Origin of the sequence: Chitinibacter bivalviorum, from assembly GCF_013403565.1 — a bacterium.
Classification (GTDB): Bacteria; Pseudomonadota; Gammaproteobacteria; order Burkholderiales; family Chitinibacteraceae; genus Chitinibacter; species Chitinibacter bivalviorum.
In genome coordinates, this window is sequence record NZ_CP058627.1 from 731,724 (window position 1) to 743,859 (window position 12,136).

Below are 12,136 nucleotides of genomic sequence, written 5' to 3' on the forward strand. Positions count from 1 at the left end.
CGGCCTGAATGGATGCACCGAGATAACAATGAATAGCCCTGCCATTACTCATTTTTCCCGCGAAGTCGAAGTGAGTTTTGACCGCCCGCGCCCAGATCGTTTGGTGTCTGGGAATCCCAATCGGACGACTTGGACGCATTACACCTCAAACGACCAAATGCTTTCATGCGGTATCTGGGCTTGCAAAGTGGGTAGCTGGAATATTCGTTTTGCCTCGGATAAAGAAGAGTTTTTTTGCGTGATTAGCGGGAAAGTGCGGCTAGTTGATGAGCAAGAGCAAGGCGTTATCGTGAGTGCAGGTGAAGCGGCGGTCATTCCCGCAGGGTTTGTTGGGCGCTTTGAAGTGCTTGAAGCCGTGCGTAAATATTTTGTAGTGTTAGATCGTTCAGTGATTAGGGCATGAAAAAAATACAGCAGTTGTTTGATTCTTTGAATCAAAAATTAGAAGGTGATTTATCGCAGCTTGATCCGCTCAAAGATCAGCCAGCCTTACCCCAAGCCCCAGCGCCATCTGAGCACGAAGCACAAGAGAGGAGTGCTTCGAAGCTCGATGCAATGTTTGAATTGCCTTTATCACCCATGGCCAACGCCGCCGCGAAAGGCTTGGGCTCGCTCAAGTCGATGATTAGCCCCGTCACGAGCAAAATTGGCGCGAAAGTGGCTGATGTGCTGCATCATGCTACTGAAAAATCAGGCAATAGCCAGCCAGATGCACCGCGTGGGCAAAGAATAGAGCCCCAATTTGATCCCTTGTTTGCGCCTCGCCAAACCAAGGTCGCTGCACCTCAGCATGATTTGCCGCCAAAGCGCGTTTCTCCACAAGAAAATCCATCAGCACCATTAATTCGTACTGCTGGGTATCAGTCTACACAACAATCTGAATATGATTTGGCGGCGGATACCCTTGCTGATGATGGCGAATTTGATGCTGGCCTACCATCTGATATACGCACACAGCAAATTGATGCCGCTCAGCCACTCGCTAATCAATTCGCTTGCAATGAAGCGGCCAAATCGACAGCATCGCCGCAGTTAATTGAGCGCTTTAATGCTAAGCCGACTGCCGCAGCTTTTGCTCAGCCTACGCCAGAGGTGCACAGCGTTAAGCCAGAGCGCTCGGAGCAACACAGCGCCGTGGTGGCCGACCCTATAACAACGCCCAGCCCAGCCCAGATGTCGCCACCCAGCCCGCCTATTTTGTCGGCGGAACAAGTTAAAACGCCCAGCCAACCTTTACCGCCGCCACGCAAAGCAAAACGGGATTTGCCAGTGCTCGATATGAGCCATATTCAGCGCAATTTGGAGCGCAGTCAGCGCAAATTAGCGATTGAAGGCGCGAAAATGCCGGAACGCAAAGTGCCTGAGCCTTTGCCGGTGATTGATCCATCTGAAGTGCGTGAACGCTTGCAGGATATTCGCAGCGGCAAACAACCCAGCCCGAAAATTACGCCAGCGCATTCGGCACGAACTCCATTAACACATAGTCAGCCTGTACGCCCGCCGGCCGCAGGTACGGCCGCTAAGCCGCAGACTGAAGCGTTACGAGTGAGCTCACCTGAAGTCATACGCGTATTTCAAGCAGCAAACCCAGCCCAGAATGCTGCGACTATGTTGCCAACAGGCGCAAACCCACTGAGTCACGCGGATGACGCTCGGACACGGATCGTAGATAGCGCGGCGGTCATCGCAGCGGAGCAAGTTACTACCGCGATTGCTAGCTCGCCAAATAGCCCAACGATCGTTCACGACGCGGATGCCTATTATGCTGTGCCGCATTCCGCTGAATTTGACTCTGCCGTTTCACTACATGTTGGCAGCAGTGCTTCAGCCGCGCAAAGTAAAGCCAGCGAACCAGTGTCTTCCTTTGGGTATGTTGCCGCAGGTCTTTCTGGTAATGCTGTTCAGGGTTATACCCATGGTACACAGCAGCTGGAGTTCGCGCCACCTGAAGTACCACAAAGGCCGCAGCAGTTTTTACGGCCAGATACGATTGCTCCTGCAGCACGCCCAGCCCCCAATCCTGCGTGGCGTGGTGAAGATGGCTTGTGTTTGCCGCTGGAATTATTGCGCCCTGCGACGGTACAAGCGATCACCGTCACGCAAGAAGACTTGCTGGAGCGCAGTATTCTGATCGAAGAAAAGCTCAATGAATTCAAAGTCAAGGTCAGCGTGCTAGACGCCTACGCAGGGCCAGTAATTACGCGCTTTGAAGTTGAGCCTGCGACGGGGATTCGCGGCGCGCAGGTGGTGAATTTGGCCAAAGACTTGGCACGCTCGCTGGGGTTGGCCTCAGTGCGTGTTGTTGAAACGATTCCGGGTAAAACTTGTATGGGATTGGAATTGCCCAATCCAACGCGGCAAATGATTCGTCTGTCTGAAATCCTCTCTGCGCCCGAATACCATGGGCAGGTATCCCCCCTGACCATCGCACTTGGCAAGGATATTAGTGGTATACCCGTTGCCACCGATCTGGCTAAAACACCGCATATGCTGGTGGCAGGTACGACCGGCTCGGGTAAATCGGTCGGCGTGAACGCGATGATCTTGTCTATTTTGTTTAAAGCCACGCCCGATGAAGTGCGCTTTATTATGATCGACCCAAAAATGCTGGAATTGTCGGTGTATGAAGGCATTCCGCACTTGCTCGCACCCGTTGTAACCGATATGAAGCTCGCCGCGAATGCATTGAACTGGTGCGTCGGCGAGATGGAAAAACGCTACCGGCTAATGAGCGCGATGGGCGTGCGTAACTTGGCGGGCTTTAATCAGAAAGTGGCTGAAGCCGAGGCCGCTGGGCGCAAGCTGACCAATCCGTTTACGCTCACGCCAGATGATCCAGAGCCGCTGGAGCACCTGCCGATGATTGTGGTGGTGGTCGATGAGTTTGCTGATTTGATGATGGTGGCGGGAAAGAAAATCGAGGAATTGATTGCTCGCCTTGCGCAAAAAGCGCGCGCGGCGGGTATTCACCTTATTTTGGCGACGCAGCGTCCATCGGTGGATGTGATTACGGGTTTGATTAAGGCGAATATTCCAACGCGTTTGGCCTTCCAGGTGTCGAGCAAAATTGATAGCCGTACGATTCTTGATCAAATGGGCGCCGAGGCGTTACTGGGGCAGGGTGATATGTTGTTCTTGCCGCCGGGTACGGGCTATCCGCAGCGGATTCACGGTGCCTTTGTCGATGATGCTGAAGTCCATTGTGTGGTGGAATACCTCAAGCAATTGGGCGAGCCGAACTACATCGAAGGCGTGCTGTATCCAGCGACTGAGGCTGAAGCGGGTGGTAATTGGTCGGGTATTCCGGGCGATGCCGAAGAGAATGATCCGCTCTATGACGAAGCGGTGGCGCATGTCTTGCGCAGCCGTCGGGCGTCAATTTCTGCAGTGCAGCGGCAATTTAGAATTGGTTACAACCGCGCGGCACGCTTGATCGAGCAAATGGAAAGCGCAGGAATTGTTAGCGGGATGGAAAGTAACGGCAATCGCACGGTATTGGCACCGTCCAATGATTGAGTGAATTTTGTTCATCAGATAAGAAAACCGGCTTTATGCCGGTTTTTTTTATGAAATTTCGTCTCTAAATTGTTCGGTTTGGCACGGATTCGACTCTGCAATCTCGCAGCACTGCTATAGCAAGCTATATTGCAGTAAATAGAGCGGAAGGCTGGTAATGAAATCGTTTGGTGATGGTCGTTTTCAGGTGGAAAAAAAGCTCGGGCAAGGGGCTCAGGGCTTGGTTTATCTGGCGCGTGATACGCATTTAGACCGTGCGGTGGCGATCAAAGTACTGCACAGTCAGCCCTTGCAAGCGCTGAATGAAGCGCAACTTGTCAGTCGTATCCAGCATCCCAATATTGTGACCTTGTACGACGCATTTGCTGATCATGCCCATCCCTGTTTAGTGTTTGAATATGTCGCCGGTGAAACACTGGGCGATTATTTGCGCCGTGAGAAAAAAATGCAGCCCGTGGCGGCTGTCAAAATGATGATTGCGATTTTGGCCGGCTTGCATGCTGCGCACGAAAAAGGCGTGATTCATCGTGATATGAAGCCGCAAAATATCATTCTGGATGATGAAAAACAGCCGCGAATTATGGATTTTGGCGTTGCCAGCCAGCGCGGCCAAAGTTATGAAGGGCTGCAAGGAACGGCAGGATTTATCTCCCCCGAGATGATCAACAATCTCCCCGTCGATGCGCAGGCGGATGTGTTTGCTTGTGGCGTGATTTTGTATCAAATGCTCACGGGCAAGCTGGTCGCTGACGGCGAAAGCGTAATGGCTATTTTGTATCGCACCGCGCATGAGGCGTTTGATCCGCCTTCTAATTTTAACGATCAGATTGATGAGCAACTCGACCATCTGGTGATGGCCGCTTTGTTCAAAAACCCTGAAGCGCGCTATAGCGATGCAGGGGAAATGCGCGTGGCTTTGCTCGATTGGCTCGATACTGCAGGCGGTGAAAATGGGGCTGAGTCGAGTGATGCTCGACATAGCACCATCGAGTTTTTGTTACGCCGTCTGCGCCATTCCGCCGATTTTCCCGCTTTGTCACAAACCATCGCAGCGATTAATCGGGTGGATGAATCCAATGCAGAAAAAGTCCAAAGCCTATCAGGCGTGATTTTGCAGGATTTTTCGCTCACGAATAAATTACTTAAAATTGTGAATTCGGCGAGTTTCGGGCAATTTGGCGGCTCGATCAGTACGGTATCGCGTGCGATTGTGATTTTGGGTTTTGATCGAATCCGCAGTTTGGCGGTCACGATTTTGCTATTTGAGCATATGCAAAATAAAGGCCATGCTGCTCGGCTGCGTGATGTGGTGCTTGAGATTTTTTTCGGCGGCGTTTTGTGCCGCAAGCTGGCGGAAAAAAGTGGCTGGCGTGATGTCGAGGAAGCATTAATTTGCGGCATGTTCCAGCATCTAGGCCGATTGCTGACTCATTTTTACTTTAATGAAGAAAGCCTAGAGATCATAAAGCGCAAAACTCAAACGGGTGAGCGCGAATCAATTGCGGCTGAGGCCATTTTAGGTGTGAGCTATGCCGAATTAGGCGTGGCCATTGCCAAAGAATGGAATTTCCCTGATCGCATCGTCATTAGTATGCGCCCTTTACCTGAAACCAAGGTTAAAGAGCCCGCCAATCAAAGCGAGAGACTCCGAGTTTTTGCCAATTTGGCTTCTGATTTATTGCCGGTGATTGCGATGAAGGCACAGGAAAGTGTGCCGCATATGCAAAAACTAATGCAGCACTATATTTCAGTGGTGCCATGGTCCGAGCGTGAATTTCGCGAGATACTGCAAGAAGCAGCCAAGCAATATTTGGCCTATCTATCTGTGTTGCAAATCGAATTGGGCAGCGCAACTTTTGCAAATCAACTTCGTGCGCTTGCAGGACTTAAGCCAGAGCTGGGTGCGGGAGGGCAAGACACGTCGTCGCTGGTCGCCGAGTCGGGATTAACTGTCCCTCCAACCATTACCAATCCTGCTGCAATGCTCTCGGCGGGAATTCAAGACATTACCAATACCTTGGTTGGTGATTTTAATCTCAATGATGTATTGCGGATGATTTTGGAAACGATGTTCCGCAGCGTGGGTTTTGATCGCGTGCTGTTTTGTACTCGGGATGTCAAAAAAGGCACTATGGTTGCGCGATTTGGTTTTGGCAAAGAGGTGGATGCGATTTTGCCAAAATTCAGTTTTCCAGTTAGCCCCTTAGCAGATGTGTTCCAACTCGTGTTGGCGAGAAACGCCGATGTGTTTATTGAGGATGTCGACGCAGAAAGTATTGCACAGCGTATCCCTGATTGGTATCGCACACTCTCGCAAGCTAAAACGCTAGTCGTTTTTCCGGTGGTAGTCGATAAAAAACCCATCGGTTTATTTTATGCCGATCGCTTTGCTGCACATTCTTTGCATCTGCCGCATGAGCAGCTCAATCTGCTAAAAACCCTGCGTAATCAAGCGATTCTGGCGATCCGACAAAAACAAATGGGGGGCTGAGTGAGGCAACTCATAATTTATTGTGCGGCGCACAAATAGTGCTTGACATGGCGATAGATCAGGATAAAAATGGCGTTATTGCAGCGCACAATTTAACGGAGAAACGCCATGTTTAACGCACAAAAACAATTTGCAGAACTGAGCCAAGCTAATCTTGAGAAATCTTTGCGTCTGACGAATATCGCTTTAGCGGGTGCTGAGCGTTTGTTCCAGTTGCAAGTGGGCATCGCCCGCGATTTGTTGGCTGAAAATGCAGAAACTGCTAAATCTCTTGCTCAAGTTAAGAACGTGCAAGAATTGGTTGATCTGCAAAAAACACTGACTCAACCTAGTGTTGAGAAAAATATCGCAGTTGCCCGTACTATTTACGAAGCAGCAAGCAGCACTCAAGCTGAATTGAACAAACTGATCGAAGAGCAAGTTTTGGAATTCAACAAAAACTTGGTGTCTTCTTTGGAACAAGCCGCTCAACAAGCTCCTGCTTCTGGCGCAGCGGTAAATATGTTCAAAAATGCGGTTGAAAGCGCTAATACTGCATTTGAAACAGTGCAAAAAACTAGCCAACGCATTGCCAATGATCTGACGCAAGCGACTGTTGCTGCGGTTGAATCTGGCGTAAAAACGGTTGAAACTGTAACGCGTGCTTCAAAATCAGCCTAAGTTGATCATTGCTAGATCAAAGCCACCTTCATTGAAGGTGGCTTTTTTATTTCCTACGTTGTGACTCTCCCGAGATAGCTTGCGTATGATTTTGCGACTTTGAACCTTGAACGTCGCGACCGTATCAGGCGTATAATCTCAAAGATTGATGACCAGTGAGGCCAAACCATGAATGCAAAAATCAAACGTCTAAGCAAACGCCAACAAAAACGCTACCTGCTGCGTGAGGCAGAAAAAGTGCTGCAAAATTTGCTCATCACGAATAAAGCCTTGCCAACTGGTGATCAGCTCGAAGCTGCTGTTTCTGTGCGCTACAACGAAATCTTGATCAAATCCTGATCAGAATAGTCGCATGTGAAAGCCCTGCTTCCCTTCTGGGAGCTGGGCTTTTTCACATTTTATGCTGGAAAAATCCAGCGAAATCGACGCGGCCCATACTTCAATGGGTGATTTACCAACTGGAGAATACTAGATGTCTTTGATGCCGAGCTGGCTGGTCGATATTTTCCCATCGGCGGTTGATAAACCCACGCAGCACGATGTGCTCGCGTCCTTGCTGTTCATCGTGTTTCTGATTGTGACCCGCATGTTGGTAAAGCGTGCGGTCATTCAGCGTACGGATCTCAGCCTGGAGGTCAAGCGTCGCTGGTTGGTCACTCTGCGCAATATATGGTTTGTATTATTCGTTAGCGGCTTGATGATGATTTGGGGTCGCGAGCTGCAAACCTTGGCTGTGTCGATGGTCGCAATTGCGGCTGCTATTGTCTTGGCAACCAAAGAAATGATTTTGTGCATGATGGGCTCAATCTATCGCACTAGTACCCATGCGTTTAGCGTTGGAGATCGCATTGAGTTTAACAAGCTCAAAGGGCAGGTAATTGATACCAATGTCTTGTCGTTTACCTTAACCGAGTCAAGCTATGCCAGCGCTCAGCAAGGCACGGTAGGGCGGGTTGTCACGATCCCAAATAGTCTTTTGCTGGGAAATCCGGTTTTTAATGAAACGCGACTTGGCCAATTTGTAATGCACACGGTGCATTTGCATGTACCGCGTGATGCAGATTGGCAGCGGGTTGAAGAAATCCTCTTGCAAGCAGGTAATGAAGCCATTGCCGGATATGCGGATGAATTATCGGTCCATGTTTTGGAGCAAGCCCAGCAGCAGGTACTCAATAGCATCAATGTTGAGCCGCGGGTGCGGATTGATTTGGAAGACATCGACGCGATCGCCTTCCAATTGCAATTGCCCGTACCACTCGGGCAACGCGCCAAGGTCGAGCAGTCGATTTTGCGTCACTATCTGCGAATCTGCCCTCAATCGCTTTAGGGGAGCAAAACGGCTTAAAGCAGCACAACATCGGTCAGTGTCTGTACGCTGACCGTACGCATCGTTTCGACAAAATCGCTCAAATATGCCGCCTGATTGCGTTCGCTATGCATCGCCGCATGCAATTCGCTTTTAAGTCCATGAGCGGTGATGGGCTTGGCCAATACATAGCCCCGATCTAAATAGCCTTGCACACTCCAGCGCGGCAGCGCGGCAATGCCACGGCGGCTGGCCACGAGTTGCAACATCGCGACTGTCAGCTCAGTAGGGCGGCGTTTCGGGTTAATGCCGGCTGGTTTAAGCACTTTGCGCAGTAAATCCAGCATTTCATCGGGTACTGGATACGTAATCAGCGTGTCGGTCGCGAAATCTGCGGCTTCCAAATAGGGCTTATCGGCCAGTGCATGATCAGTCGCGATCAGCGCCACCATGTCGTAGCTAAATAGCGGCAAATGCGTTAACTCAGGCTGATTTTCTACTTCGGACACGATCGCAATATCGGCGCGATCTTCGTACAGCAGTTGCACCGGGTCGGCGTGAAAGCCCGACACAATATCCAGCTCAACCTCAGGCCAGTGGGTGCGAAATTGATCCATTGCTGGCATCAGCCAGTCAAAACACGTATGGCATTCCACTGCGATACGCAATTGCCCTGCTTGCCCTTCGCGCAATCGCGCAATATCGCGCTCGGTCGCTGCAATCGCGGGTAAAACATCCGCTGCCAGCGCTGCCAGTTTTTCGCCTGCGGCAGTGAGTTTAAGTGGGTTGGATTTGCGCGCAAACAGCGGCAAACCATAATGATCTTCCAGTAATCGCACCTGATGCGATAACGCTGATTGCGTCAGATGCAGTCGTTCAGCCGCGCGCGTCAGGCTACCAGCCTCGGCAATGGCGGTGATGGTTTTTAAATGGCGCAGTTCGAGTAGAGATTGCATGTGCTTTTCCATGTGCAATCGTATGATTAATAATTTTCATGACGATTGCAAAAATAATGAGCTGTAATCATAACGTGTGGCGGCGTAGTATGCAAATCACTTTCATGGATAAGGATCTTAGTGATGAACGCTGTTAATGAAGTTAGTGTTAAAGCCCACGTTTTAGGTTTTCCCCGCATCGGTGCGCAGCGCGAATTGAAGTTTGCACTCGAAAAATTCTGGCGCGGAGAAATCGGCGAAGGAGAGTTGGCGCAGGTGGGTCAAACGCTGCGTCGCCGCCATTGGCAATGGCAGGCCGAGGCTGGGCTGGATTTTGTGACGGTCGGTGATTTTGCTTGGTATGACCAGATTTTGAATGCAGCCGCTTTACTGGGGGCGCTGCCAGCACGGTTTGGTTTTGACGCTAAACGGCTCAGCTTGCCACAGTATTTTGAATTGGCGCGTGGCAATACCGAGCAATTTGCGATGGAAATGACCAAGTATTTCGACACCAATTACCACTATCTGGTGCCCGAAATCAGCAGCCAAACCACATTTGATGGCGGGGTGGAATGGTTCTTCCATGAAATCGAGGATGCGATCACCCAAGGCCACGCAGTGAAAGCGGTATTACCAGGGCCATTAACATTTCTGTGGTTGTCGAAATCTAAGCAAGATGGGTATAGCAGGCTAGATCTTTTACCATCTATTGTTGCAGCATATACCCGTGTGTTAGACAAGCTATCCGCATTGGGGGTTGGCTACGTACAGCTCGACGAGCCGATTCTGGCGCTGACGCTGCCAGCGGAATGGGTTAATGCCTTTGAGCCCACTTACCGTACCTTGGCTGATCAGGGTGTAAAAATCTTGCTGGCGACCTACTTCGACTCGGTGGCCGAGCACGCGCAACTTTTGGCTGATTTACCCATTGCGGCCTTGCATCTCGACGGTGTTCGCGCGCCGGAGCAACTCGATATTTTCGCCGCCATTTGGCCAGCCAATAAAACACTCTCGCTGGGCGTGATTGATGGGCGCAATATTTGGGCCGCTGATTTAACTAAAGTATTGGGTAGCTTGAAACCGTGGCATGCCAAATTGGGCGCGCAGTTGTGGATAGCGCCAAGCTGCTCTTTACTTCATACGCCAGTCGATCTGGAACAAGAGACGAAGGAAGAACAACTCGATGTCGAGCTGAAATCTTGGCTGGCGTTTGCCAAACAAAAACTGGCGGAATTGAATATTCTCAAGCAAGCACTCAACGGCAAAGATGTGCAAGCTGAGCTGGACAAAAACCAAGACGCGCACCATGCGCGCCGTACCTCAAAACGGATTCATAACTCAGCAGTAGCCGCTCGCTTGGCTGCTTTAGCACCCACAGCCGATCAACGTTGGGCTGATTTTGCTACGCGCCAAGCAGCGCAACGGGCGCGTTTCAATTTGCCGATCTTGCCGACCACGACGATAGGCTCTTTCCCGCAAACCAAGGAAATTCGCGCAGCGCGAGCTGCATTTAAAAAAGGTGAAATCACTGCCGAGCAGTATGAAACAGCAATGAAGGCGGAAATTGCTTTGGTCGTGCAAAAGCAAGAAGACTTGGGCATAGACGTGCCGGTGCATGGTGAGGCCGAACGCAACGATATGGTCGAATATTTTGGCGAGCAATTGGCGGGTTTTGCCTTTACCCAATTTGGTTGGGTGCAAAGCTATGGTAGCCGCTGCGTGAAACCGCCTGTGTTATTTGGCGATGTTTCGCGGCCGAATCCGATGACGGTGGCGTGGTCAAGTTATGCGCAAAGCCTGACGCAAAAGCCGATGAAGGGCATGCTGACCGGGCCGGTGACGATATTGCAATGGTCATTTGTGCGCGACGATCAGCCACGTTCGCTCACTTGCGAGCAAATTGCGCTGGCAATTCGGGATGAGGTGGTCGATTTGGAAGAAGCAGGCATCGGCATTATTCAGATCGACGAGCCCGCTTTTCGTGAAGGTTTGCCGCTCAAACAACGTGACTGGGCACAATATTTGGCGTGGGCGGGTCGAGCGTTTCGCCTCTCTGCTTCAGGTGTGGCCAATGGCACGCAGATTCACACGCATATGTGCTATTCGGAATTTAACGACATTCTGCCCGCGATCGCGGCGATGGATGCGGACGTGATCACAATCGAGACCAGTCGCTCGGATATGGATTTGCTTGAGGCCTTCGCTGGTAAAAATGGCAGTGCCTTTATCTATCCAAATGAAATTGGCCCTGGTGTGTATGACATTCACAGCCCGCGTGTGCCACAGGTTAATGAAATGCTACGGCTGATCGCCAAAGCACTGGAAGTCGTTCCCGCTGAGCGATTGTGGATTAACCCTGATTGCGGATTGAAAACGCGTGGCTGGCCAGAAACTGAGGCCGCTTTGGCCAATATGCTGAAAGCGACCAAAGAAGCGCGCGCAGCGATCGATGAAGGGCGCCAATTGGTGGTCGATGCGGCTAAAACGGGCAATACCAGCCAACATTCTGGATGTGCTTGCCATTAATATATTGCTGCACGGCGGGGCTTAGCTATAATTCGGCTTAGTATATTTAGGCCACCCATTATGCAAGCACCTGCCAATCCCAGTAATGAAGCATTACGCATTGAAACTCTGCGCCAGTTTTTGATTTTAGATACGCCCCCCGAAGAGCGATTCGATAATCTGACACGCGCAGCAGCGAGCTTTTTCCGGGTGCAAATTGCGGTAGTCAGCTTGGTGGATGTCAATCGCCAATGGTTTAAATCGACTTGCGGACTAGATGCGAAGGAAACGCCCCGTGATATCTCATTTTGCGGTCATGCTATTTTGCAAGATGATGTGATGCTCGTTCACGATGCATTACTTGACCCACGCTTTGCGGATAATCCACTCGTCACTGGCGAGCCAAAAATTCGCTTTTACGCTGGTGCTCCACTCAAAGCGAGTAATGGAGTTAATGTTGGGACTTTGTGCTTGATCGATCGAGAGCCCAAAATGCTAACGCCGACAGAAATTGAAATGTTGCAAGACATGGCCCGAGTGGTTGTTGGCGAAATTGAAAAAACGCCTGCGCTGCTAGCTAAGTAATTAGCTGATTCAATACCCAAGTAATAAAGCGGGGAAATGTGCTGAATTCACAGCGTATTTCCCCGTTTTTTTATGATTATTGACATGCATCAGCGGCTAAAGCTCGGTAAAATTGAGCCCATTCCATTGCATAAGAGC

At 50.5% G+C, this 12,136-nt stretch carries 9 protein-coding genes; 8 read left to right on the forward strand and 1 reads right to left on the reverse strand.

Features of this window, described 5'->3' with window-relative positions:
- The first annotated feature begins 28 nt into the window (after positions 1–28).
- The 6 genes from HQ393_RS03365 (at position 29) to HQ393_RS03390 (ending at position 7,994) form a co-directional block, all read left to right on the forward strand.
- Positions 29–403 carry a cupin domain-containing protein gene (locus HQ393_RS03365; RefSeq protein WP_179357455.1) on the forward strand — a complete coding sequence of 125 codons (375 nt, stop codon included), beginning with the start codon at positions 29–31 and terminating at the stop codon, positions 401–403.
- On the forward strand, positions 400–3,516 hold the full coding sequence (locus HQ393_RS03370) for a DNA translocase FtsK (RefSeq protein ID WP_246307936.1): 3,117 nt from the start codon (positions 400–402) through the stop codon (positions 3,514–3,516). Before HQ393_RS03365 ends, HQ393_RS03370 begins: the two co-directional genes overlap by 4 nt.
- A 157-nt stretch (positions 3,517–3,673) precedes the next feature.
- Positions 3,674–6,007, forward strand: coding sequence for a serine/threonine protein kinase (locus HQ393_RS03375; RefSeq protein WP_179357456.1), 2,334 nt, complete (start codon positions 3,674–3,676; stop codon positions 6,005–6,007).
- Positions 6,008–6,115: 108 nt separating this feature from the next.
- The gene (locus HQ393_RS03380; protein WP_179357457.1) at positions 6,116–6,667 is read left to right on the forward strand and encodes a phasin family protein; all 552 of its coding nucleotides are present in this window, start codon (positions 6,116–6,118) and stop codon (positions 6,665–6,667) included.
- 168 nt (positions 6,668–6,835) lie between these two features.
- Positions 6,836–7,006, forward strand: a complete 171-nt coding sequence (locus tag HQ393_RS03385) for a hypothetical protein (RefSeq protein WP_179357458.1) — start codon at positions 6,836–6,838, stop codon at positions 7,004–7,006.
- Between the two features lie 133 nt (positions 7,007–7,139).
- A complete protein-coding gene (locus HQ393_RS03390; RefSeq protein WP_179357459.1) occupies positions 7,140–7,994 on the forward strand; it encodes a mechanosensitive ion channel family protein in 855 nt (284 codons plus the stop codon).
- A gap of 14 nt (positions 7,995–8,008) precedes the next feature.
- On the opposite strand, the gene HQ393_RS03395 is transcribed toward HQ393_RS03390, so the two are convergent.
- Positions 8,009–8,929: a LysR family transcriptional regulator gene (locus tag HQ393_RS03395; RefSeq protein WP_179357460.1), complete on the reverse strand. Its 921-nt coding sequence runs from the start codon at positions 8,927–8,929 to the stop codon at positions 8,009–8,011.
- 123 nt (positions 8,930–9,052) lie between these two features.
- Between HQ393_RS03395 and metE the strand changes: the two genes are divergently transcribed.
- Positions 9,053–11,434, forward strand: a complete 2,382-nt coding sequence (gene metE / locus HQ393_RS03400) for a 5-methyltetrahydropteroyltriglutamate--homocysteine S-methyltransferase (RefSeq protein WP_179357461.1) — start codon at positions 9,053–9,055, stop codon at positions 11,432–11,434.
- A 60-nt stretch (positions 11,435–11,494) separates the two neighbouring features.
- The gene (locus HQ393_RS03405; RefSeq protein WP_179357462.1) at positions 11,495–11,998 is read left to right on the forward strand and encodes a GAF domain-containing protein; all 504 of its coding nucleotides are present in this window, start codon (positions 11,495–11,497) and stop codon (positions 11,996–11,998) included.
- Positions 11,999–12,136: the final 138 nt, after the last annotated feature.

Coding starts and splice junctions, on each gene's coding strand:
- HQ393_RS03365 (WP_179357455.1), top strand. CDS start 29: ATGAATAGCCCTGCCATTACTCATTTTTCCCGCGAAGTCGAAGTGAGT.
- HQ393_RS03370 (WP_246307936.1), top strand. CDS start 400: ATGAAAAAAATACAGCAGTTGTTTGATTCTTTGAATCAAAAATTAGAA.
- HQ393_RS03375 (WP_179357456.1), top strand. CDS start 3,674: ATGAAATCGTTTGGTGATGGTCGTTTTCAGGTGGAAAAAAAGCTCGGG.
- HQ393_RS03380 (WP_179357457.1), top strand. CDS start 6,116: ATGTTTAACGCACAAAAACAATTTGCAGAACTGAGCCAAGCTAATCTT.
- HQ393_RS03385 (WP_179357458.1), top strand. CDS start 6,836: ATGAATGCAAAAATCAAACGTCTAAGCAAACGCCAACAAAAACGCTAC.
- HQ393_RS03390 (WP_179357459.1), top strand. CDS start 7,140: ATGTCTTTGATGCCGAGCTGGCTGGTCGATATTTTCCCATCGGCGGTT.
- HQ393_RS03395 (WP_179357460.1), bottom strand. CDS start 8,929: ATGCAATCTCTACTCGAACTGCGCCATTTAAAAACCATCACCGCCATT.
- metE (WP_179357461.1), top strand. CDS start 9,053: ATGAACGCTGTTAATGAAGTTAGTGTTAAAGCCCACGTTTTAGGTTTT.
- HQ393_RS03405 (WP_179357462.1), top strand. CDS start 11,495: ATGCAAGCACCTGCCAATCCCAGTAATGAAGCATTACGCATTGAAACT.